Genomic DNA, 22,375 nt, shown 5'->3' on the forward strand with positions numbered 1-22,375 from the left:
TTGTGGATGCAGTGTAGGAAGCGGCCCGACGCCCGGTCCATGGGTTTTTTCGGGACACGGTGTGCTCGTTTTCCGAACGATCCGCCCCATCCTCGCCGACGCAGGAGGAAAGCCGGGACCATGTTGATCGATCTAGTCCAGCTGCGGACGTTCGTCGCGGTTGCCGAGGAGCAGCACCTCACCCGCGCCGCCGAGCGGCTGCACATCAGCCAGTCCGCGGCCAGCGCCCACGTCCGCACCGTCGAGGAAGTCCTGGGCACCCAGCTTTTCGTGCGCACCAATCGCAGCCTGGAGCTGACGCGCGCGGGCCAGCTGCTGCTGGAGAAGGCCAAGGCCCTGCTCAACGAAGCCGTCCTCTTCGCATCGTTCGCTCGCGAGATTCACGGCAAGACCGAAGGGCACCTGATCGTCGGCGCGGGCAGCGAATCGGCGTCCAGCCGCATCGGCGAGATCGTCGGCGTATTGCGCCAGCGCCATCCGCTGATCAGCGTCGACCTGTATGCGCGGCCTTCTTCCGGCGCGCGGCAGGGGCTCAAGACCGGGGAGCTCGACGTCGGACTGCTGCTCGGGCGTCCATTGGACCCCGGCTTCTGCTATTACGAGATTGCCCGCATCGCTTTCAGGGTGGCCGGGCCCGTGGCCTGGCAGGCCCAGATCGAACGGGCCGGATGGGCGGAACTGGCGGGCATGCCGTGGATTTCCCCGGCGGACGCCGCGATGGCCTATTCGCCGGTCCTGGAGCGGGTGTTCGGAGAGCGGGGGCTGGAGCTCAATACCGTCGCCCGGTTCGACAATGCCACGCTGGGGCGGGCCATGCTGCAGGCGGGCGTGGGCCTGATGCTGATGCGCGAGGAGCACGTCTCCCATGGCCTGCAGGACGGGACGCTTGCCGTGTCTCCGCTGGTGCATTGCGAGCTGCAGCTGCTCATCGCGCACAGGGAGAGCCGGCGGAACGATCCGCTCATCCAGGCTTTCATGGATTCGGCGTCCCAGGTGTGGCCGCGCATGCAGGCCTTGCAGCCTCACGCCACGCATTAGCGTCCGTGTCGCGTCGCTCGCCTTCACGCATTCAGTTGCCGCACGCGCTCCGCGACGAAATCCCGCAGATCGCGCAGCAGCGGCGTGATCTGCCGCCGGCCCGGCACGACCAGGTACAGCGGCGAGTTCTGGGTTGTCCAGTCGGTGCAGAGCGCGCGTAGCCTGCCGGCGCGCAGATCGGCCATCACGTCGAAACCGGCCTTGTAGGCAATGCCCCGGCCGGAGAGGGCCCAGCGCCGCACCACGTCGCCGTCGTTCGAGACGTTGCTGGCGCGCACCCGTACGCTGATCGCTTGCCCGCCCTTGCGCCAGAAGCGCCAGTGGTCGTGCACGTCGTCGCCGAGCATGAAGCACAGGCAATCGTGCCGCACGAGATCGCGCGGCGTTTCCGGCATGCCGCGTCTTTCCAGGTAGTCGGGCGCGGCGCACAGCACCCGGTGATTGGATGCCGCCAGGGGCAGGGCGACCAGGTCGGAGTCCGGCGGCTTGCCGAAGCGGAATGCCGCGTCGACGGGCTCGCTGTAGACGTTCGCGACGCGGTCCGACAGGTGCAGCCTGACGTGGACCTGGGGGTGGCGTTCCTGGAAATCGTCCAGCCAGGGCAACAGCACGTTGCGCCCGAAATCCGAGGGCGCGGCCAGCTTCAGCGTGCCGCGCGATGCCGGCCGGCCCGTCGCCAGTTGCTGGCTGGCCTGCTGCAGCGCGGCCAGTGCCGGCCGGCATTGGGCGAGGAACGCTTCGCCGTCGGGCGTCAGCCGCAGGCTGCGGGTGGACCGCACGAACAACTGGGCCCCGAGTTCCGTTTCGAGGCGCTTGAGCGCGGCGCTGGCCGCGGCGGGGGTCAGGTCCAGCGCCCGCGCCGTCGCCGATAGGCTGCCGCTGTCCGCCGTGCGTACGAAGATGTCGAGGTCCTGGAGGGATTTCATCCCGGTTGTCCCTTTGCCGTTACTGCGCCATTATCAAATATTTTTTGAAAGTCAGTTCAAAGGCCAGGGTGTTTATCAAATTCCCGTGCGAGGGGAAGATAGCTTCCGTTTCGCCGGTTCCGCCACCGTCGGCGGGTTCGCCACGATGAGCGGTCCGGTAGCGTCCCCTTCTTCAACCCAGGAAACGATCATCATGAAAGCCGTTGGCTACGAACGCCCCTTGCCCATCGACCATGCCGAAGCGCTGCTCGACATCACCCTGCCCGAGCCGACGGCCACCGGCCGCGACCTGCTGGTGGAGGTCAAGGCGGTCTCCGTCAATCCGGTCGACACGAAAGTGCGCAAGAGCGCCGCGCCCGCGGACGGCGAGCGTTACAAGGTGCTCGGCTGGGATGCGAGCGGCGTGGTCCGGGCCGTTGGCCCCGATGTCACGCTGTTCAAGCCGGGCGATCGCGTCTGGTATGCCGGTTCGATCGCCCGCGCCGGGACCAACAGCGAGCTGCATCTCGTGGATGAACGCATTGTCGGCCGCGCGCCGCAATCGCTCGATTTTGCGCAGGCCGCCGCGCTGCCGCTGACCACCATCACGGCCTGGGAGATGCTGTTCGATCGCCTGGGCATCGTCCCGGGCAAGGCGCCGACGGAGCGGTCGCTGCTCATCATCGGGGCGGCGGGCGGCGTGGGGTCGATCATGACCCAGCTGGCTGCCCGCCTGACGCCGCTCACCGTCATCGGCACGGCCTCGCGTGCCGAGACCCAGGCCTGGGTGCGCGGGCTGGGAGCGCATCATGTCATCGACCATGGCAAGCCCCTGGGCGAAGAGATGAAGCGCATCGGGTTCGCCCACGTCGACTACGTCGCGAGCCTGACCCATACCGACGCGCACCTGGACCAGATCGTCGACGTCGTTGCTCCGCAAGGCCGTTTCGGCCTGATCGACGATCCCGCCTCGCTCGACGCGACGCGGTTCAAGCGCAAGGCGGTGTCGGTGCATTGGGAGTCGATGTTCACGCGCTCGCTCTATGGCACCGGCGACATGATCGGCCAGCACCGGCTGCTCAATGAAGTGGCGGACCTGGTCGATGCCGGATTGATACGAACGACGCTGAACGAGCGCTTCGGCGCCATCGACGCCGCCAATCTCAGGCGCGCGCATGCGCTGATCGAGTCGGGCACGGCGCGGGGGAAAGTGGTGCTGGAAGGCTGGCGCTGATCGTCAGGATTGCCGCAGGCCGGTGTAGGTCACGATGCCGAGCAGCGTCATTGCGACCGAACCGCCGACGTGGGCGAGTATGGAAGCCGCCAGCCAGCCCAGCCGCTGCTGCTGGATCAGGGCGACCAATTCCGCCGAGAACGTCGAGAACGTGGTCAGTCCGCCGCAGAAGCCGGTGATGATCAGCAGCCGCCAGTGCGGCGGGAGGGCGGGATTGCCGGAGAAGTAGGCAAGCGCGAGGCCGATCACGTAGGCGCCGATGAGGTTCGCGGCGAGGGTGCCGGGCGGCAGCGCTGGAAAAACGGCGTTGAACGCGATCGCCAAGCCCCAGCGGCAGAGCGCGCCGATGGCGGCCCCCACGGCAATGGCGATGATCACGAGCAGCATGCGGCACTCCTTGCCGGACGGCGGCGGTCTTGTTTCAGGAAAGTGGCCCGGTCGGCAAGGTGGAGGGCGCGTGCCTACAGCCCCCGCGGCCGGGATCCGTAGGCATCATCAGCCGCGAGCGCGGCGGTTCGGGGAGGAATGCCATCTCCGGCGAAAAGTTTATACGATGGCATCGCGCAGGCAAAGCCCGCCATGGAGCGCGCCATTCGGCGCTAAGCTATGTCTGGCGCGCATCGTACGCCGGTCTTGCGCGACGGCGCGCCAGCGCATCTTTCCTCCTACCGTTTGCCGACGCCTCTCATCGACATCCCGACATGAACGCCCCCGCCCGCGCCCATCTCCGCCAGCCACCGCCGTGGCCCGCCGAATCCTTTCGCGACCCGCAGGCCGCCGTCCAGCGGCTGGTCGACATCTATGCGCGCAACACGGCTTTCCTTTGCGACAGCTTCCGGGAAGTGGTCGCGACGCAGGCCACGGCTCCGGGCCGCATCCGCGCCTGCTATCCGTTCATACGCATACGCGTGGATACCTACGACGAGGTCGATACCCGCCTGTCGTACGGCCACGTGGCCGAGCCGGGCGTATATCAGACCACCGTGACCCAGCCGGAGCTGTTCCGCTCGTACCTGACCGAACAGATCGGCCAGCTGCTCAAGAACCACGGCGTCGCCGTCGAGATCGGCGAATCCGACGTGCCCATCGCGCTGCACTTCGCGTTCCCCGATGGCACCTATGTCGAGGGCCAGGACATCGAAGCGCTGAAACGGCCATTGCGCGATTTGTTCGACACGCCGGACCTGGCGGTCACCGATGACGCCATCGTCAACGGCACGCGGCCGCACCAGCCCGGCGAGCCGCAGCCGCTGGCTCCCTTCACCGCTCCGCGCATCGACTATTCGCTCCATCGCCTGCAGCACTACACCGCCACCGCCCCGGCGTACTTCCAGAATTTCGTGCTTTTCACCAATTACCAGTTCTACGTGGACGAGTTCTGCCTGCGGGCACGCTCGCTGGTGGCCAAAGGCCTCTACGACGCGCTGGTCGAACCCGGCAATCGCGTGACGCGGGCCGGGGAAGCCGGGCCGACGCCCGCCGCGCCGGTATCGCGGCTGCCGCAGATGCCCGCCTATCACCTGATCCGCGAGGGGCATTCGGGCATCACGCTGGTCAACATCGGCGTCGGCCCGTCCAACGCCAAGACCATTACCGACCATATCGCCGTGCTGCGCCCGCATGCCTGGCTCATGCTGGGCCACTGCGCTGGCCTGCGCGCCTCGCAGCGGCTGGGCGACTACGTGCTGGCGCATGGCTACGTGCGCGAAGACCACGTGCTCGACGGCGACCTGCCGACCTGGGTGCCCATCCCGCCGCTGGCCGAAGTGCAGGTCGCGCTGGAGCATGCGGTCGAGGAAGTGGCGGGGCTGTCCGGCTGGGACCTCAAGCGCATCATGCGCACCGGCACGGTGGCCACCATCGATAACCGCAACTGGGAGCTGCGCGAACACCTGGAGCCGGTGCAGCGGTTCTCGCAGTCGCGCGCCATCGCCCTCGACATGGAATCGGCCACCATTGCCGCCAACGGTTTCCGGTTCCGGGTGCCATACGGGACCCTCTTGTGCGTGTCCGACAAACCGCTGCACGGCGAGCTGAAACTGCCCGGCATGGCCAGCGCGTTCTATCGCCGGCAGGTCGGGCAGCACCTGGACATCGGGCTGCGGGCGCTCGAGATACTCAGCAAGATGCCGCCCGAGCGGCTGCATTCCAGGAAGCTGCGCAGCTTCCTGGAGACCGCGTTCCAGTAGCCTTGCCGCCTGCCTCGCGGTAGCATGCGCACCATCGGCCATTGGTGGAGAGGCAGCGCGTGGCTAACCGGGGGCGGCGTCACGATACGAGGCGGTGGTTGAGGCGGCTGCCGGTATTGGCGGCCGCGGCGTTGCCGGTATTGGTGGCGGTGCCTTTCGTCTATATGCAGGCGAAGAGCCTGGCGCGCCACGACGCCCGTGGGGCCGCCGAGGTAGTAATGCGCCAGGCCGATGCCATGTTCGCCGAGGCCGACCGGCTGGCCGCCGAAATGGCCTCCCAGGCCGGCAAGTCCTGCGCCGACGCCGGCGCCGTGCTGCACGAAGCGGCTTTCCAGCCGTATTTCCGGGCCGTCGTGCTGGTGCGCGACAAAGTCCTCTACTGTTCCTCCGTCACGGGCGCATTCGCGTTGCCGCTCGAACAATTGCTGCCGGGGGACCCGGTCCCGGCGGGACGGTCCTTTCGTTTCGCCGCGGGCACGCCCATGGTGCCCAGGCGTCCCGCCGTGATGGCGATACGCCTGGACGAGGCCGGCAACGGCGCCATCGTCACCGTGGACGGCCGCTACCTGAGGGATCTGCTGGATTCGGTAGGCGGCAGCGGCCGCTACCGGATCGGGATCGAGTCGATCGACGGCAGGCACGGCCTCGCAGGCCGGAAGACGGGCGTCCCGTCCCCCGGGCGTCCTTCGTGCAGGAAGTGGTTTCGGCCGACTATCCGTTCCGGGTGCGGTCCCAGGCGGACGCCGCCTTGCTCGCCGAGTACAGGAAGCGCCTGGCGGGCAGCTACGCGCCCTTCGTCGTCCTGCTTGCCCTCTTGTTCGGTTATCTGTGCCGCCATTTCCTGAAGTACCAGTTTTCGCTGGCGGCAGGTATCCGGCGCGGCATGCGCCGGGGCGAGTTCCAGGTCCACTACCAGCCGGTCATCGACCTGCGCGATGGATCGTGCGCGGGCGCCGAGGCGCTGATGCGGTGGTTCCGGCCGGGCCAGGGGCCAGTGCGGCCCGACATCTTCTTCGCCGTGGCCGAGGCCAACGGGCTTTCCATTCCCTTGACGCGGCATCTGTTCAAGCTGGTGGGGCGCGATCTGCGCCATTGTCCGATGGGACCGCAGTTCCGCCTGGGCCTGAACATTACCGCGGGCCATTTTGCGCGTCCCGACATCGTCGACGACGTGGCCCGCCTGCGGCAGGTCGTCGGGTCGGGCGCCGCCGATTTCGTGCTCGAGATTACCGAGCGGGAGCCCTTGCCTCCCATCGACCAGGTCTACGAGAACATGGGCGTGCTCAATGCCAGCGGCGTCAAGCTGGCGATCGACGACTTCGGCACCGGCCACAGCTCGCTTGCCTATCTCGAGAAGTTTCCCGTCGATTACCTGAAGATAGACCGCGGCTTCGTATCCGCCATCGGCACGGACGCGGTCAATGCCTCGGTCCTCGAAATGATCATCGGGCTGGCTGCGCGGCTGGACGTGGAACTGACCGCGGAAGGCGTGGAGACGCGCGAGCAGCTCGACTATCTTGCCGCCAAGGGCGTGCACTACGCGCAGGGCTTCCTGTATGCCAAGCCCATGCCCATCGAGCAGCTCCAGGCATGGGTGCGCGAGCATCGCGGCCGCCTGCCCGCCGGGGGGGCCGCCACGGATAGCGTGCCGGCCGTGGCCTGAGGCCGTCACGGGCGCAGGCGCCTGGCGGTCAGGCCTGCAGCTTCTCCGCCGCCATGTCCCAGACCTGCTGGCCGAGGGGATGGCGCTGTTCCTCGATGATGTGCGCCATCAGTCCCGCGGTGCGGCCGATCAGGGTCAGCGCCTTGCCTTGCTCGGGCGTCAGGCCCATGTCCAGCGTGATCGCGCCTTTGGCGCCCGTGGCGTTGAGTGGGATCTTGCGACCCGTGGCACGGCTGGCCGCGGCCGCCAGTTCCACCGCGAAGCGGCAATAGGTGCCGTAGTAGCCGCAGTCGCGCGCGATCTCGAACATTTTTTCGCACCGGGGGTCGCCGTCCACGTGGACGGGGTGGCCGACGCCGGGAATCTTGCGCTTGGCCGCACGGGTCTCGTGCACGCAGCGTTCGGCGGCTTCCCGCAGTTGCGCGTCGGTCCAGTGCTCCTGCGCCGGCAGCGCGTCGCGCAGAAAGCGCGCGCTGTACTCGATGACGCCGAGGAAGCGGCTGCCCGCGCCCAGCAGGCCGGCGGCCAGCGCGCCCTGCATGGCCTCTGGCGCGCCGTGCAGCGTCAGCCGTGCGGACAGCGCACTGGGCGTGAGTCCGTGGTCGGTGGCGCTGACCAGGAACAGGTTGAGCATGCGCTTGAGCCGGGCGTCGGGAAATTTGCCCAGCAGCTCCAGCGCCATCACATCGATGAAGTCGCGCTGGTCGAACAGGTCGTGCACGAGGTCGTAGCCCCGGACGGTAATGCGGTGGGCGTCGCCGCCGCCGATTTCGCTGCGTGTCATGTCGGATTCTTTCCTCAATGGATGACGCCGTCGAGCGCGACGGCGCCTTGGCCTTGCTCGAGCACCAGCAAGGGATTGATTTCCAGCGCCTGGGCGCCGTCGCCGAGCGACAGGAATAGTGCGGCCGTCTTCTCGATCGCATCGATCAGTGCCGCCCGGTCCAAGGCCGGTCGGCCGCGGTGCGCGGCGAGCAGCCTGGCTACCCGGGTCTCGTCCACCATGGCCTCGATGGCGCGGCGGTCGGCCGGCAGACGGCATCGCGCGACGTCGGCCATGATCTCTACCGCCACGCCCCCCGCGCCGAAGGACAGCATGGGACCGAACACGGCATCGCGGTGCACGCCCACCAGGGTTTCGATACCGCCGCGCACCATCTCGGCGACGAGCACGCCGCGCAGCACGGAGGCGCCGACGCCGTGCGCGACGGCGGCCGTCATGATGGCCTCGAAGGCCCGCTCGACAGCTGTCTCGTCGGCAAGGTCCAGTACCACGCCGCCGACGTCGCTCTTGTGCTGCACCCCGTCGGCGATCAGCTTCAGCGCGACCGGAAAGCCTATTTCGCGCGCGGCGATCGCGGCTTCACGCGCGGTGGCTGCGACGGCCTCCCGCGGGATGCGCAGGCCGTGCCGCGCGAACAGCGCCTTGGCCTGTGCCTCGTTCCAGGGGCCGGATACCGGCGGCACGGACGGCGCCGCCACGGGCAGGCGAGCGAGTTCCGCGTGCGGCGCGCGCAGGTACGCGTCGCAGCGGGCCATGGCTTGCATGGCGTTGCGCAGGCTGTAGATCGGCGGGAACCCTTGCTCGATCAGCAGATCGTGAGCCGGGCCGCGGCGACTGCTCATCCAGACCGGCACGAACGGAATGGGCGCGTGGCGCGCGATATCCATCAGGTTGCGGACCGAGATTTCGGTGGTGGCCGCGTAGTTGGACGTGATCGGATAGACGACCGCGTCGATGCCCGGGTCGGCGAACAGCGGTTCCAGGCAGCGGCGCGCCAGCGCGGTGTCGGTCAGGGCCTTGGTGGTCAGGTCCACGGGGTTGGTCAGTGCCGCGTACGACGGCGCATGCCGGGCCATGGTCTCGATGGTGGCGGCGGACAGCTCGGCCATTTCCAGGCCGGCGGCGCCGATCATGTCGGCCGCCAGCACGCCGGCGCCGCCGGACGACGAATAGACGCAGATGCGCCGGAACGGTTTGCCGCCGGCGCGCGCGAGCAGGCCGGCGACATCCAGCATTTCATCCAGGTCGTTGACGCGGATTACGCCGTATTGCCTGAAGACGGCCTCGTTGACGGCGTCTTCGCCGGCCAGCGATGCCGTATGGGATTGCGCCGCTTGCGCGCCGAAGGCGGAGCGGCCGACCTTGAGCACCGCCACCGGCTTGCCGGCCCGGTGCGCCGCCTGGACCGCGGCGATGAAGCGCGTGCCGTCCTTGATGCCTTCCATGACCACGCAGATCGCGCGCACGTCCTCCTGGCCGGCCAGCCAGGCAATGAAGTCGGCGCTGTCGAGATCGACCTCGTTGCCCGTGGAAAACCATCGGCCGAAATGCACGCCGCGGTCGCTGCCCTGCATGAGCGAGCGGCCCAGGCCGCCGCCTTGCGTCACCAGCGCCAGGGGGCCGCCCCGGCCGTCGTTGCGGAACTCCGTCGAGAAGGTCAGGCCCAGGCGCGGGGCGAGAGAAGTCAGCCCCGCGCAGTTGGGGCCGTAGATGCGCATGCCCGAGGCGCGGGCGAGTTCGCGCATCGCCTGCTCCGTCGCCTTGCCTTGCTCGCCGGCCTCGGCGAACCCCCCGGTGAAGACCACCGCCGTGCCGACGCCGCGCGCCGCGCAGCGTTGCAGCGCCTCCATGGTGCCATCGGCGGGCACCAGCAGCAGGGCGACGTCGATGGCGTTCGCGGGCACGCTGTCGATGTCGAGGTAGAGCGGATGGCCCTTGAGCTCCCCGCCGCGCGGATTCACCAGGTAAACGGTGCCTTGGAAATCGGAATGCTCGAGGACGTTCTCCACGGTCGTATGACCCAGGGAGCCCGGCGTGGCGGACGCGCCGACGATCATGATGGAGCGTGGCGCCATCAGGCGGTCGAGATCGGCGAATCGGAGGAAGGAAGGGGAGGCGGCCATTGTCATGCCTGGCCCTCGCGCAGCTTCATCAGCGTGACCCAGGCGCTTTCCATGACGGTCTCCCCGCGCTGGTTCAGCACCGTGCGGTCGAGGGTCACCCTTCCGGTGCCGGGACGGCTCCGCGACAATCGTTTGTCGCCCACGGACAGGGCCACGTGGATGGTGTCGCCGATCAGCACCGGCTTGCGCCAGCGGCACGACAGTTCGGTCAGCGCCAGGCGGGACTTGTCCATCAGCCGGTACACCGGCATGCGCGTCGTCAGGCCGGAGGCGATGGCCAGCGTCAGCAGGCCGTGCGCGGCGCGTTGGCCGAAAGGATGCTGCGCGGCATGGACGGCGTCGGTGTGCAGGGCGTTGTAGTCGCCCGAGAGCCCGGCGAAATTGACCACGTCGGCCTCGGTGACGGTACGGCGCGGGCTGAGCCATTGCGCGCCCGGCTCCAGGTCTTCGTAATAGAGCGCGGCTTGCAGGTATTGTTCGATGTCCATGGATGGTTCCTCAGGAACGGCCACCGGTGACGTGGAGCGTCTCGCCGGTGATGAAGCCGGCCAGGGACGAAGCCAGGAAGGCGACGGCGGCCGCCACGTCTTCCGGATCGCCCAGGCGGGCCACCGGCGTATTCTGTCTGGCGCGTTCGGTCAGCGTGTCGTAGTCGGCGCGTTGCCGCATGCGCGGCGTCGAGATCACGCCCGGCGCCACGGCATTGGCGGTAATGCCGAATTTGCCCGATTCCAGCGCCAGCGACCGGGTGAACCCGATCAGGCCGGCCTTGGCCGCCGAGTAGTTGGTCTGGCCGGGGTTGCCGCGATGCGCCCGCGAGGCGATGTTGATGATGCGGCCGAATCTGCCTTGCATCATGCCGGGCAGCACCGCGCGCGAGCAGTGGAACGCACCCTGCAACGTAACGTCGAGGACGGCATGCCAGTCTTCTTCCTTCATTTTGGTCAGGTAGGCGTCACGCGCGAAGCCGGCGTTGTTGACCAGGATGTCGATGCGGCCGAACCGGGCCTGCGCCTCGCCTACCGCGGCGCCGACTTCCTCGCGCGACGTGACGTCGGCGCGGCAGCCCTGCACGCGGGCGCCCGCTCCCTCGAGCAGTGCCACCGCCTGGGAGATGGCTTCCTCGTTGGCGTCGCAGATGACGATGTTGGCCTGTTCCTGGGCCAGGCGCTGGGCTATGGCCAGCCCCAGCGTGCCGGCACCGCCGGTGATGAAGGCAGTGCGGTCCTTGATTCCGAGATCCATGATTCGTGGTGTGAGTAGATGAAGAGTGTCCCAGGCGGGGGCGATGGTCAGTCGATGCGGATCTTCGCCCGCTCGATCAATTCCTTGGCGGCCTTGCGTTCCTTCTCGAGGAAGACGGCGAAGTCGTCGGGCGAGCTGCCGACCAGCGGCGTGTTGATGGAGGCGAAGCGCTCCTGCACGACCGGGTCCTTGAGCGTGTCGCGGAAGGCGGCGGCCAGCTTGTCGATGATGGGGCGCGGCGTCCCCGCCGGCGCGACCACGGCCTGCCACGTGGTGACCGAGAAGCCGGGTACTCCCGCTTCGGCCACGGTCGGCACGTTGGGCAGGTCTTCCACCCGCTTGGGGCCGGTCAGGGCCAGCGCGCGCAAGGTGCCGCTCTTGATGTGAGGATTGGTGGTCGAGCGGCTATCGGCCATGAAATCCAGCCTGCCGGCCAGCAGGTCCTGGATCGCCGGCCCGCTGCCCTTGTAAGGCACGTGCGTCATCGACGCGCCCAGCGCGATGGACAGCGAGGCTCCGGCAATGTGCATGGAGCTGCCGTTGCCCGCCGAGCCGTAGTTCAGCGGCGTGCCGCGTTTGGCGGCGGCGATCAGGTCGCCCATGGTCTTGTAGGGCGAGTCCTTGGGCACCACCACGACCAGCGGCGAGTCAGTCAATTGCGTGACGGGAGTGAAGGCCTTGGCCGGATCGAGCTTGTTGCCCGCATACAGGTATTGATTGACGGCCAGCGGACCGACGTTGGCCCACAGTATGGTGTAGCCGTCCGGCGCGGCCGCGGCCACCGTGTCGTTGGCGATGTTGCCGTTCGCGCCCGGCTTGTATTCGGGCACCACGGGCTGGCCCAGCCGTTTCGACAATTCGTCCTGGACCATCCGGAACGCGATGTCGGACGCTCCGCCCGGCGCGAAGCCGATCACTACCCGTATGGGCTTGGCCGGATAGTCGGCCACGGCCGGGGCGGCCACCGCCATGGCGGCGCCGAGCAAGAGGGTCCGATGAAAGCGTGTCATGCCTGTCTCCTTATAGGAATGGGTTGAAGACCGCCCAGGGCGGCCGTCAGAGCGAGGTGTCGTACTTGACGTTCTTGAGCTGCGTGTTCTCGAGGATGGCTTCCAGTCCGCGCTCCTTGCCGATGCCGGAATGCTTGTAGCCGCCGAACGGCGCATCGACCGAGGTCCTCACGCCGGTATTGATCGCCACGCTGCCCGATTCGAGGCGCCTCGCCATGCGCAGCGCCCGCCCGCCGTCGCGGGTGAACACGATGGCGGCCAGCCCGTAGCGCGTATCGTTGGCGATGCGCAGCGCCTCGTCCTCGTCCTTGAAGCCGATCAGCGACTGGACCGGGCCGAAGATCTCTTCCTGCGAGGTCTGCATGCCGTTGTCGGCGGTGACCAGCAGGGTGGGCGCCACATAGAAGCCGCGCGCCGTTTCCGGACGGGACGAGAGATCGACGCATGCGCGCGGCGTTGCGCCTTCGCTGTGCGCGATGTCCAGGTAACGGCGTACCCGGTCGGCCTGGGCGCGGCTGACCAGCGGGCCCATCTGGGTTTCGGGGTTGGCCGGATCGCCTACGCGTATCGCGGCCAGGCGGGCCTCGAGTTTCTCCTGGAACGCGTCGCGTAGAGTGTCCTGCACCAGCAGGCGGGTGCAGGCGATGCAGACCTGGCCCGAATTCTTGACGATGTCGGCGGCCGCCACGCCGACGGCCGCGTCCACGGCGGCATCGTCGAACACGATGAGCGGCGACTTGCCGCCCAGCTCGAGCGTGACGCGCTTGACGTCGGCCGCCGCGGCCGCCTGGATGGCGGCTCCCGTGGCCGTGCCGCCCGTGAACGAGACGCGGGCCACGCCCGGATGGCGGACCAGCGTCTCGCCCACGGTGGCGCCCGGACCGTTGACGACGTTGACCACGCCTTCGGGGAATCCCGCTTCGGCGAACAGCGCCGCCAGCGCCAAGGTGGACAGCGGCGTGACTTCGGACGGCTTGATCACCACCGTGTTGCCGGCGGCCAGCGCGGGCGCCAGCTTGTGCAGCGTCAGGGTCATGGGATAGTTCCACGGCATGACCAGGGCGCAGACGCCCAGCGGCTCGCGCAGCGTGAAATTCAATACGCTGGCGCTGTTGAGCAGCGGAATGGTGTCGCCGCGCACCGCGGGGATGATGCCGGCGAAGTATTCGAGCGACGCCGGCATGGCAGACAGCGATTCGCGCGAGTGCGTGATGGGCTTGCCGACGTTGCGCGTTTCTATCCAGGCCAGCTTCTCGACCTCGCGCTCGAACAGCGTCGCCAGCCGCCGGAGCAGACGCGCCCGTTCGCGCGGCGTCGTGTCGCGCCAGTGCGCTTCATAGGCGCGTCGCGCGGCCCGGACCGCCGCGTCGACATCGTGGACGGTGGCGGCGTGGACCTGCGCGAGCACTTCGCCGGTGGCCGGATCGTAGGTGGGGAAGAGGGCGCCCTCGCCGCCGGTCTGCCAGCGGCCGTCGATCAGCATGCGATAGGGTTGGTCGTCGATGTATTCCATGAATGACTCAGGAGCTCAGGGAAGTGTCGGGGCATGAAGACCGCGGCTGCGCGCGGCGATTGCCAGGTAGAGGCGCGCTGTCGCGTCGCGGTCGAGCGGGCGCGGGTTGAGCCGCGTCGATGGACTTTGCAGCGCGCGATCGGCCAGGGCGAGCGCGTCGGCGTCTTCCAGCGCGACCGGAGGCAGGCGCTCCGGCAGCCCACCCAGCGAGCGCATGCCGCGGACCGCTTCGAGCAACCGGCGAGCGGCCTCGGCATCGCCATCGGCAGGGCCGGCCAGTCCGCCCAGGCGCGCGGCCCGCGCATAGTGGCCCTGGGCGGTTTCCATCGTGTATTCGGCGATCGGGTCCAGGATGGCGGCCAGCACTTCGGCGTGGGCCAGGTCCACCCGATCCTCCAGCGGCGTGCACAGGCCATGGACCGCGTCCACCCGTTTCATCCCTATGGCGATGCCCGCGAGGTAGCTGGCCATCAGCATGGCGGCGCGCGCCTCCAGGTCGTCCGGCGCCGCCAGCACTCGCGGATAGGCATGCAGGGCGCGTGCGAGCGCGGCCGCGGCCAGCGCCTCGCCCACGGGGGCCTCGCAGGTATTGACCAGCGCACCCATGGCGTGCAGCACCGCGTCGAAACCGCCTGCCGCCGTGGCGTGGCGGGGAAGGCCGAGCGTGAGTTCGGGCACCAGCGCCACCGCACTCGGGCGGCTGCGCGCGCTGCGGAACATCAGCTTGCGGCCTTGTTCGTCCTTGACGAGGGCCGCGGTGCTGCTTTCGCTGCCGGTACCGGCAGTCGTCGGAATAGCCAGGAAGCGGGGATCCGTGGGGCACGGCAGGCCGGCCATCCAGGCATTGTCGGGTGCGAGCAGTTCGACAGGATCGCCATGGCCGCCGAACACGGTGGCGTAGGCAACCTTGGCCGTGTCGATCGCGCTGCCGCCGCCCACCGCGACCAGCGCATCGCATGCGCCGGCCCGAATGGCCCCCGCCGCGGCGCGGACGTCGGCCAGACCGGGGTTGGGACGCACGCCGTCATGGACCGCGGCGATCCGGCATCCGGCGCGCGCCGCCGCCTGCTCCAGCTGCGCGGCGGCCAGCGGCCAGACGCACGGGTCGGCGACGACCGCGACGCGCCGCGTCCCGCGCAGCACGTGCGCGACGAAAGACCACACGCCAGGACCGTGCCCGCAATGGCCGGGCCACAGGATGGTCGATCCGTGTGCAGCCGGGGAAAGTGATGGCGGCGCGCTTGCGCTCAACGTGCGTCTCCTTTATAATTTGCACTGCGAATTAATAATTCGCTAAACGGATTCAGCTTAGCGGCAAGCACTGGCCGCCGTCAATGCCTGGAGAACGCATGGCAGAGGTCCCCGATCGTCCTGAACCCGAAGATCGCCAGTTCGTCGTGGCGTTGGCGCGCGGGCTGGAAATCCTGCGCTGCTTCGATGCGGAGCACCGCCTGCTCGGCACGACCGAGATCGCGGCGCGCACCGGCCTGCCCCAGCCGACCGTCTGGAGGCTGTCCCACACGCTGCAGAAGCTGGGCTATCTGGTCATGGTGCCGGGTGCCGAGAAACTGCGGCTCGGGCCGGCGGCGGTGGCCCTGGGCGGTGCCGCGCTGGCGGGACAAGAGTCGCTCGACCTCGTCCGGCCGCGCATGCAGGAGCTTGCCGATCGCTATCATTCGGCCGTTGCGCTGGGCCGCCGCGACGGCGACAGCATCGTCTACTTGCTGCGCTGCCAGGGCGATTCGCCGCTATTGATGAATTTGCGGGTAGGCTCGCGCATCCCGCTGTATCGCAGCGCCATCGGCTGGGCGTACCTGGCCTCGGCCGCGGCCGGCGACCGCGACCAAGCGCAGCAGGAGGCGGGGGCGCCCGGCCCCGAGGCCTTGCAGGCGTTTCGCGACGCGATGGAGCTTTACGACGAACGCGGCTTCGTCATCCATTGCCGGCCCCAGCACCACGTCAACACGGTCGCCACGGCCATCGTCGTGCAGGGCAACGACCGCTACGTCATCAGTTGCGGAGGCCCGGCGTCGGCCTTGCCCGTAGAGTTCATCCTGGATGAGGTCGGTCCCGAGCTGGTCAAGCTCGCCGCCGAGCTCCAGCCCATCTTCTTGCTTGGCAGGCGCTACGCATGAATTCCTCGTTTGCTTCTCCGGCTCCGGCCCTGGATACGCCCATCACGCGTCTGTTCGGCATCCGCTATCCGGTGCTGCTCGGCGGCATGATGTGGCTGTCCGATGCCTCGCTCGTTGCCGCGGCCGTCAATGCCGGGGCCATGGGATTCATCACCGCGCGCTCATCGGCCGATGCCGCGGCATTTCGCGATCAATTGCAGAAATGCCGGGCGCTCACGGGCGGCAGGCCTTACGGCGTCAACCTGACGCTGTCGCGCCGCCAGGGCGCCAACGATGGGGTGATCGACATGCTGCGCGTCGCCCTGGACGAAGGCGTCCGTCATTTCGAAACCGCCGGTCTGCCGCCTGCTCCGCTGTTGCCCGCGTTGCGCGAGGCCGGAGCGGTCGTTATCCACAAATGCGCCCACATCCGCCACGCAGTCTCGGCCGAACGCATGGGCGTGGATGCCGTCGCGCTGGTCGGCATGGAGGAAGGCGGACACCCCGGCGCAAACCAGTTGCCGACTTTCGTCAACGGCGCGTTCGCGCTCGACAGGCTCTCCATTCCGCTGGCGCTGGGCGGCGGCATCGGCCATGGCCGGCAGATCGCGGCGGCATTGGCGATGGGTGCAGACGCCGTGGTCATGGGAAGCCGCTTCACCACCGCTGCCGAGACCCCGGCGCATCCCGCCTACAAGCAACGCGTGGTCGAGGCGGACGAGCATTGTTCGCGCGCGGTGCTGTCGAGCCTGGGCGATACCTGGCGCGTGCTCGACAACGAGAATGCGCGCCGGGTGGCGCAGTTGGAAAGCGAAGGCGCGCGCACCTACGAGGCCTTTGGCGAGCTCATCCGCGGCCATCGCGCGCGCGACTACGCCTATGCCCGCGGCCTGCACGAGGAAGGCATGCTTTCGCTGGGACCGGCCGCCGGTTTTTCCCAATCGATCGAACCGTTCGCGCAGACGCTGCAGGCGCTGATGAAGCAGTGCCGGGATGCCTTGCTTCGGGGGGGCCGGCTGGCCGGTATGGGAGCCTGAGGCTGGCTCCTGACCGCTCCGCGGCCACGGGTGGAATGGGCGGTGAGCTAAGATCTCCCATCCCCCGGTTCTTTTCCGTTCCAGCATGTCCCTGCTCCAGCGCGTCTTTCCCGCCTTGTCCGAGCCCACGATGCGGCGCTACCTCATGGGGCAGGGCGTGTCGGTGCTGGGCAGCTGGACACAGAACATCACGCTCAACCTCGTCGTCTACCATCTGTCGGGGTCCGCCGCCGTGCTGGCCCTGCTCAACTTCCTCCTCTATGGCCCGCAACTGGTCGTGGCGCCCCTGGCCGGCGCTCGGATCAACTCGGCCAATGCGCGCCGCGCGACGCTCGCGGTCCTCTACACGTCGATGGCGGTCGCCTGTTCGCTCGCGCTGCTGTCGTTGCTGCACATTCTCGTCCTGCCCATCATTCTTGCGCTGGCGCTGTGCGCCGGCATCCTGAACGCGATCGAGTCGCCGGCCCGGCAGGTGCTGCTGCTCACGGGGCTGGAGGATCCGGCCCTGCTGCCCAACGCCATCGCCATGAACACCATGGTCTACAACGTCGGCCGAATGGTGGGCCCCAGCCTGGCCGCCATCATCTATCCCCTGTTCGGGCAGTCCGCGGCCTTCCTGACCTATGCCGGCGCGCTGCTCTTCATGGCGTGGTGCGTGCGCTCCATGCCGCGGCGCGCCGGCCCGGCCCAGGCCTCCATGCCGGAGCGGTCCGGGCTGCGCAATGCCCTGGTGTACGTGCTGGACGACCGCTTTACCGCGAAGTACCTCTCCATCCTGGCCTGCATGGGGCTGCTGGCCGGCAGCTACCAGACTCTGGTGCCGCTGCTGGCGGACCACGTCTACCACGACGCGGCCAAGTACACGGGCATATTCTTCGCCTGCGCCGGCATGGGGTCGCTCACAGCCGCCGTGGTGCTGTCTTCCTCCATCGCCGCGCGCACCGCCGACCTGCTTCGGGTGGCGCCGTGGTCTGCCTGCGTCGCCCTGGCCCTGCTGTCGACCACCTGGAGCGGCATCGTGAGCGCGGCTGCCTTCGTGCTGCTGGGCTTCAGCCTGACCTTTGCGGCCACCTCCACCAACGCCACGATCCAGCGCCGCTGCCCGGAATCCGTGCGGGGCGCGCTGGTCGGCCTCTATGGCATGGCCTACAACGGGACGATGCCCTTCGGCTACCTGCTGGTGGGGTCATTTTCCGAGGCCTTCGCCGTGACCGGCGCCTTCGGTACCATGGCGGCGGTGCTGGCCGCCTGCGTGGGGTTGGTGACCTTGCTGTATTGGCGCAAGACCTGAAGGCGCCGTTCAATAACCGGATTTGGCGGGGATCGCCATTCCTTTTACGACCAGCGGCGTATCTCGCCGGGGGTAGAATCCATACCGCTTCGTGCCCATTCGCTTTTCCATGCGCGTCCTTCACATATTCAAGATCTATTTCCCCGATGCCTACGGGGGGATCGAACAGGCCATCCACAGTATCGCCGCCGGCGGTGCCGCGCATGGCATCGAAAGCCGCGTCCTGACGCTGTCGCCCCGGGGCCGGAGAGTCGACACGGATGCCACGGGCTATGCCATCCACCGCTATCCGAGAAATCTGAATGTCGCCTCTACCGGCATGTCGTTGCAGTTTCTCACGCATTTCCGGAGGGAGGCCGAGTGGGCCGACCTCCTGCATTTCCATTTTCCGTGGCCATTCGGCGACCTGGCGTATTTGCTGTCGGGCGTGGCCACGCCGGCGGTCCTGACCTACCATTCGGACATCATCAAGCAAGACCAGCTCCTTAAGCTCTACAAGCCCTTGCGAGACCGCCATCTGGCGCGGATGAAACGGATCGTCGCCACCTCGCCCAACTACGTGAAAAGCAGCGAGGTGCTGCAGCGCTGGCGCGACAAGGTCGATGTCATTCCCTGCGGCATTGCGGCCAGGGGGCCAAGGGACCCGGAGTCCCTGTGGCGCTGGCGCCAGCGCCTGGGCGAGCGTTTCTTTGCCTTTCTCGGCGTGCCCAGGTACTACAAGGGGCTCGACTTCCTGCTGCAGGCACAGGTCGGGCGCGACTATCCGCTCGCATTGATCGGCGACGGCGAGGAGCGGGCCGCGCTGGAGGCGCAGGCGCGCCGGCTCGGGCTGAAGAACGTGCATTTCCTCGGCGTGCTCGACGACGAGGAGAAGACCGACGTGCTGGCGGCCGCAAGTGGTTTCGTCTTTCCTTCCCACGTCCGCACCGAGGCATTCGGATTGGCGCTGGCTGAGGCGGCGCAGCAGGGCTTGCCCATGATCTCGTGCGAAATCGGCACCGGCACGAGTTTCGTCAACCTGCATGAAGAAACCGGCCTTGTCGTGCCGCCGCGCGACCCGCAGGCATTGGGGCTGGCCCTGGACCGATTCTGGAACGATCCCGAACAGGCCAGGCAATGGGGCGCGAATGCCCGCCGCCGCTATCTCGAGCTTTTTACCGAAGACGCCATGGTGCGCGGCTACGTCAGGTGCTACGGGGACGTCCTCGGATAGGACCTCCGCCTCGAGAGGCGCCTTAGAGCAGGCTTCGGTACACCGCCGCCGTGGCCGCCGCGGTTCGTTCGAGAGAGAACAGGCGTGCCTGCGCGACCCCCCTGGCTATGCACTGGCGCCGGATATCGGGTGAGCGGACCAGGTCTCGCATGGCGGCGGCGATTTCCCCCGCATCCAGCGGATCCACCAGCAACGCGGCATCGCCCGCAACCTCCGGCAGCGAAGCCAGGTTCGATGTGACCACCGGCGTGCCGCTCGCGAAGGCCTCCAGCACAGGCAGGCCGAAACCCTCGTGCAGGGAAGGGAACACCAGCGCGGCGGCGTGCCGGTAAAGAGCACGCACGTCGCCATCGTCGTCGATGTCATCGAGCCACAGGACGCCGTCGTCGCGCATGGCGCGCATGCGGGCGATCGTGCCGGCGCTGCGCCACCCCGGCCGGCCGACGATCAACAACCGATGTTCCCGCCGGAGCGGGGAAGGCAATTGCCGGTAGGCATCCAGCAGGCGGTCCACGTTCTTGCGCGGCTGCAGCGTGCCCACGAACAGGAAATAGCCGGCGCGCAAGTGCAGCCGCTCAGCCAGGCGTCGGAAGCGTATCCCGGCGTCGCCTTCGTCAAACCAGGTCGCCTCGATGCCGTTCGGCACGACGTGGATCTTCCTTTCATCCACGCCGAAGTAGCGCACCAGCTCCTCAACTGCGGCATGCGAGATGGCGATATAGGCGTCGCCCAGCGCGCCCGCGCGCCGCAGCAGCCGGTTGCGCAGCCAGCGCAGGCGCGGGGAGGCCCACTCCGGATGGCTCAGCGGCGCGGCATCGTGCAGCGTGATGACGCTGGGGCAACTCGTGCGTAGCGCCATGTGATCCGTGCAGTGGAAAACGTCCACCGGCATGGAGAGCGGGGCCAGTATGCCCAACATCTGGCCCGCAGTCGTGATTCCGTAGGAATGCGGCAGGTACCGGCCATGCCGCAGCGGCGCCCGCGCGCGCCCGGCATCCGGCCAGGCGTATCCCACCGGCATGCAGCCGTAGCGGGGAAGGCCGCCGATCAACGCCGCCGTATACGTCCCGATACCGTCCCTGTGGGGCCGCAGCGCAGGTTCGGCCTTGGTGGACGAGATGCCCACCTTGATGGTGGTTGTCGTGTCCGTTGACGGCGCGGGGCGATCTGTCATGCTGCGTGGAATCCGTGGGGCCAGCGCGCAGTATAGTCAAGCGGCACGGTAGGCACGGGGATTGCTGGCGTCGTTCACCGGCCCAGAGGAGATAGACATGCCGTCCCATTCCAGACGTGACCGAAACGAACCGGCTCCGGGTACGGCGCCGGAGCGTCCCGCGCCGGCCGGGCTTCCCGAAGCCTCGGTCGAGCAGACGGGAAACGAGGATCCGGGCAGCGAGCTCACCGAATTGCAGTCGCCCGAACCGCCGGCCAGCACTCCTCGGGGAAGCGGCCCCGGCGGACAGCCGGCGGACCGCCCGGGCGGGCGCCCGCGGAGGTGACGAGCCGGACCCGGGAGGCACGAAGCTTGCGACACATGATCCGTACGCTTTTTGGAGATCCGCATGACACGCGAGCAGACTTCCCCCAAACCCTCGTCTGGCGACAAGCCAGCCACCGGCAAGCCGGAGACGCCCAAGCGCGAACGCACGATCGGTAATCATCCGGTCGATCCCAACAGCATGCCGGCCCGGATCGGCCTGCCAGTGGGGGTGGATCGCGAGACGGCCGCCGACCCGGGCAGGCAGACGCCGGACGCGCCCAAGACCGACAATCGCAGTTGATCAGCCCGGCGCCGGATCGGTCGGCAGCCACAGCTTGAACGTCGTGCCCGACTCCGATGAGGTGACGCTGAGCGTCCCCCGGTGGGCGGCCGCGATCTGGCGGGCGATGTACAGCCCCAGCCCGAGGCCGGTGCGGCGTTTTTCGGCGCCGTACCGGGGGCCGCGCATGAGAGGATCGAAGATCTGGTGCCGCATGTGGGCCGGGATGGGCGGGCCGTCATTGTGGACCTCGGCCACTACTCCCTGCTCGACGCAGCGCACACGGAGCGAGACGGGCCGGTCGGGATAGCCGTGCTGGACGGCGTTGCTCAGCAAGTTCACCAGCAATTGCGCGAGGCGGTTGGCATCCCAGCGGCCGGTCAGGTCGCCCGCGCAGTCGAGCACGAATTCCTGGTTCGGATTAACCGTCCGGATCTCATCCACCGCCCGATTGCATACGTCTTCCAGATCGGTGCGGGCAACGGTCAGGGGCAGAGTGCTTCCGAGCCGTGTGCGGGCGAAGTCCAGCAGGTCGTCGATCATGCGCTGCATCCGCGCGCCGCTGTGCTCGATGCGGGCCGCGGCCTTCAGGCATTTCTCCGGAAGTTCCTTGGAATGCAGGAGCAACTGCGCCGACATGGCGATGGCTCCCAGCGGGGTCCGCAGGTCATGGGCCAGTATGCCGACGAAAAGGTCGCGCGCCCGCTCCAGGCCGGCCGAATAGCGGGCGATGGATTCCTTCAGCGCCTGGTCCAGCGCCTCGTTGAACCGCACCAGGTCCTGGCAGGCGTCCCCCTCCATGACATCCACTTCGCGCCCCCACCGGCTCACCACGTTGGCGCGCAGGGCGCAATATTCGGAAACCATTTCGGTCAGGGTGAATCCGGCGCGCAGGCGATTGCGGGCATGGACCCGCGCCTGGCGCGCGGTGCCGCCGGTCGCGTTGGAAGTGCAGGCGTCCGGGCCACCCAGGTTGTCGACCTCGGCGCGCAGATCGGCGGCCAATTGCCGCAACAGCGATCGGGCCGACGTCTGCAGTGCCTGCTCGGATACCGCCGTGCGCCGGAGATCGAGCTGGCGGGCGAAGTTCGTCCAGTCGCTCATGAGCAAGTCCAGATTCGCGTCGATGAAATCGGCCAATCTCATAGCCCCTCCGGCGTATGCGGCCATGCGGACGCTTCGCGGGACATCGGCCACGAGCCGTGCCGGCGAGGCGGGACGGCGGGATGCGCCAGGCTGTTCGCGCTGGCGCGATC

21 protein-coding genes and 1 riboswitch are annotated in these 22,375 nt (G+C 68.3%); of the genes, 10 read left to right on the plus strand and 11 right to left on the minus strand.

The features are described 5' to 3' along the window. Window positions 1-120: 120 nt before the first annotated feature. Window positions 121-1,038 (plus strand): LysR family transcriptional regulator, encoded by a 918-nt coding sequence (locus tag CDO44_RS12060; RefSeq protein WP_087780452.1) that lies wholly within the window; start codon window positions 121-123, stop codon window positions 1,036-1,038. Window positions 1,039-1,061: 23 nt separating this feature from the next. Here CDO44_RS12060 and CDO44_RS12065 read toward each other — a convergent pair whose 3' ends face one another. Next, window positions 1,062-1,964, minus strand: a complete 903-nt coding sequence (locus CDO44_RS12065; RefSeq protein ID WP_087780453.1) for a LysR family transcriptional regulator — start codon at window positions 1,962-1,964, stop codon at window positions 1,062-1,064. Window positions 1,965-2,157: 193 nt separating this feature from the next. Between CDO44_RS12065 and CDO44_RS12070 the strand changes: the two genes are divergently transcribed. Then, a complete protein-coding gene (locus CDO44_RS12070; RefSeq protein WP_087780454.1) occupies window positions 2,158-3,177 on the plus strand; it encodes a zinc-binding alcohol dehydrogenase family protein in 1,020 nt (339 codons plus the stop codon). A gap of 3 nt (window positions 3,178-3,180) precedes the next feature. Here CDO44_RS12070 and crcB read toward each other — a convergent pair whose 3' ends face one another. Continuing rightward, a complete protein-coding gene (gene crcB, locus CDO44_RS12075; protein ID WP_087780455.1) occupies window positions 3,181-3,564 on the minus strand; it encodes a fluoride efflux transporter CrcB in 384 nt (127 codons plus the stop codon). 92 nt (window positions 3,565-3,656) lie between these two features. Beyond that, window positions 3,657-3,722, minus strand: a riboswitch (Fluoride riboswitch). A gap of 156 nt (window positions 3,723-3,878) precedes the next feature. On the opposite strand from crcB, the gene CDO44_RS12080 reads away from it, so the two are divergent. The 3 genes from CDO44_RS12080 (at window position 3,879) to CDO44_RS12090 (ending at window position 7,029) form a co-directional block, all read left to right on the plus strand. Then, on the plus strand, window positions 3,879-5,366 hold the full coding sequence (locus CDO44_RS12080) for an AMP nucleosidase (RefSeq protein WP_087780456.1): 1,488 nt from the start codon (window positions 3,879-3,881) through the stop codon (window positions 5,364-5,366). A gap of 98 nt (window positions 5,367-5,464) precedes the next feature. Next, the gene (locus CDO44_RS12085; protein WP_087780457.1) at window positions 5,465-6,211 is read left to right on the plus strand and encodes a CSS-motif domain-containing protein; all 747 of its coding nucleotides are present in this window, start codon (window positions 5,465-5,467) and stop codon (window positions 6,209-6,211) included. Continuing rightward, complete coding sequence (locus CDO44_RS12090; protein ID WP_144389508.1) at window positions 6,115-7,029, plus strand: EAL domain-containing protein; 915 nt, start codon at window positions 6,115-6,117, stop codon at window positions 7,027-7,029. Before CDO44_RS12085 ends, CDO44_RS12090 begins: the two co-directional genes overlap by 97 nt. Before the next feature lie 28 nt (window positions 7,030-7,057). On the opposite strand, the gene CDO44_RS12095 is transcribed toward CDO44_RS12090, so the two are convergent. From CDO44_RS12095 to CDO44_RS12125, 7 genes are read right to left on the minus strand one after another with little or no spacing between them, the layout of a single operon-like run. Further along, window positions 7,058-7,813 (minus strand): citryl-CoA lyase, encoded by a 756-nt coding sequence (locus CDO44_RS12095; protein WP_087780459.1) that lies wholly within the window; start codon window positions 7,811-7,813, stop codon window positions 7,058-7,060. A 14-nt stretch (window positions 7,814-7,827) separates the two neighbouring features. Continuing rightward, window positions 7,828-9,936, minus strand: a complete 2,109-nt coding sequence (locus tag CDO44_RS12100; protein ID WP_087780460.1) for an acetate--CoA ligase family protein — start codon at window positions 9,934-9,936, stop codon at window positions 7,828-7,830. 2 nt (window positions 9,937-9,938) lie between these two features. Beyond that, window positions 9,939-10,424, minus strand: a complete 486-nt coding sequence (locus tag CDO44_RS12105; protein ID WP_087780461.1) for a MaoC/PaaZ C-terminal domain-containing protein — start codon at window positions 10,422-10,424, stop codon at window positions 9,939-9,941. A gap of 10 nt (window positions 10,425-10,434) precedes the next feature. Further along, window positions 10,435-11,181 (minus strand): 3-oxoacyl-ACP reductase FabG, encoded by a 747-nt coding sequence (fabG, locus tag CDO44_RS12110; RefSeq protein WP_087780462.1) that lies wholly within the window; start codon window positions 11,179-11,181, stop codon window positions 10,435-10,437. 47 nt (window positions 11,182-11,228) lie between these two features. Further along, entirely contained in the window at window positions 11,229-12,191 is a 963-nt protein-coding gene (locus CDO44_RS12115; RefSeq protein WP_087780463.1) for a tripartite tricarboxylate transporter substrate binding protein, read from the minus strand. A gap of 46 nt (window positions 12,192-12,237) precedes the next feature. Continuing rightward, window positions 12,238-13,704, minus strand: a complete 1,467-nt coding sequence (locus CDO44_RS12120) for an aldehyde dehydrogenase (protein WP_087780464.1) — start codon at window positions 13,702-13,704, stop codon at window positions 12,238-12,240. 15 nt (window positions 13,705-13,719) lie between these two features. Beyond that, window positions 13,720-14,955 carry an iron-containing alcohol dehydrogenase gene (locus tag CDO44_RS12125; RefSeq protein WP_087780465.1) on the minus strand — a complete coding sequence of 412 codons (1,236 nt, stop codon included), beginning with the start codon at window positions 14,953-14,955 and terminating at the stop codon, window positions 13,720-13,722. Between the two features lie 98 nt (window positions 14,956-15,053). On the opposite strand from CDO44_RS12125, the gene CDO44_RS12130 reads away from it, so the two are divergent. The 4 genes from CDO44_RS12130 (at window position 15,054) to CDO44_RS12145 (ending at window position 19,359) form a co-directional block, all read left to right on the plus strand. Then, window positions 15,054-15,839 carry an IclR family transcriptional regulator gene (locus CDO44_RS12130; RefSeq protein WP_233146155.1) on the plus strand — a complete coding sequence of 262 codons (786 nt, stop codon included), beginning with the start codon at window positions 15,054-15,056 and terminating at the stop codon, window positions 15,837-15,839. Continuing rightward, a complete protein-coding gene (locus CDO44_RS12135; protein ID WP_087780467.1) occupies window positions 15,836-16,855 on the plus strand; it encodes a nitronate monooxygenase family protein in 1,020 nt (339 codons plus the stop codon). The genes CDO44_RS12130 and CDO44_RS12135 overlap by 4 nt, the downstream gene beginning before the upstream one ends. Before the next feature lie 85 nt (window positions 16,856-16,940). Continuing rightward, window positions 16,941-18,146: an MFS transporter gene (locus tag CDO44_RS12140; protein WP_087780468.1), complete on the plus strand. Its 1,206-nt coding sequence runs from the start codon at window positions 16,941-16,943 to the stop codon at window positions 18,144-18,146. A 109-nt stretch (window positions 18,147-18,255) separates the two neighbouring features. Next, complete coding sequence (locus CDO44_RS12145; RefSeq protein WP_087780469.1) at window positions 18,256-19,359, plus strand: glycosyltransferase; 1,104 nt, start codon at window positions 18,256-18,258, stop codon at window positions 19,357-19,359. Window positions 19,360-19,381: 22 nt separating this feature from the next. Here the strand turns inward: CDO44_RS12145 and CDO44_RS12150 are convergent, their stop codons facing one another. Then, window positions 19,382-20,533, minus strand: a complete 1,152-nt coding sequence (locus CDO44_RS12150) for a glycosyltransferase family 1 protein (RefSeq protein ID WP_087780470.1) — start codon at window positions 20,531-20,533, stop codon at window positions 19,382-19,384. A gap of 388 nt (window positions 20,534-20,921) precedes the next feature. Here CDO44_RS12150 and CDO44_RS12155 point away from each other — a divergent pair, with 388 nt between their 5' ends. Continuing rightward, window positions 20,922-21,140: a hypothetical protein gene (locus tag CDO44_RS12155; protein ID WP_087780471.1), complete on the plus strand. Its 219-nt coding sequence runs from the start codon at window positions 20,922-20,924 to the stop codon at window positions 21,138-21,140. Here the strand turns inward: CDO44_RS12155 and CDO44_RS12160 are convergent, their stop codons facing one another. Next, a complete protein-coding gene (locus CDO44_RS12160) occupies window positions 21,141-22,265 on the minus strand; it encodes a sensor histidine kinase (RefSeq protein WP_158213271.1) in 1,125 nt (374 codons plus the stop codon). Between the last annotated feature and the right edge of the window lie 110 nt (window positions 22,266-22,375).

This window comes from Pigmentiphaga sp. NML080357 (assembly GCF_002188465.1).
GTDB lineage: Bacteria > Pseudomonadota > Gammaproteobacteria > Burkholderiales > Burkholderiaceae_B > Pigmentiphaga.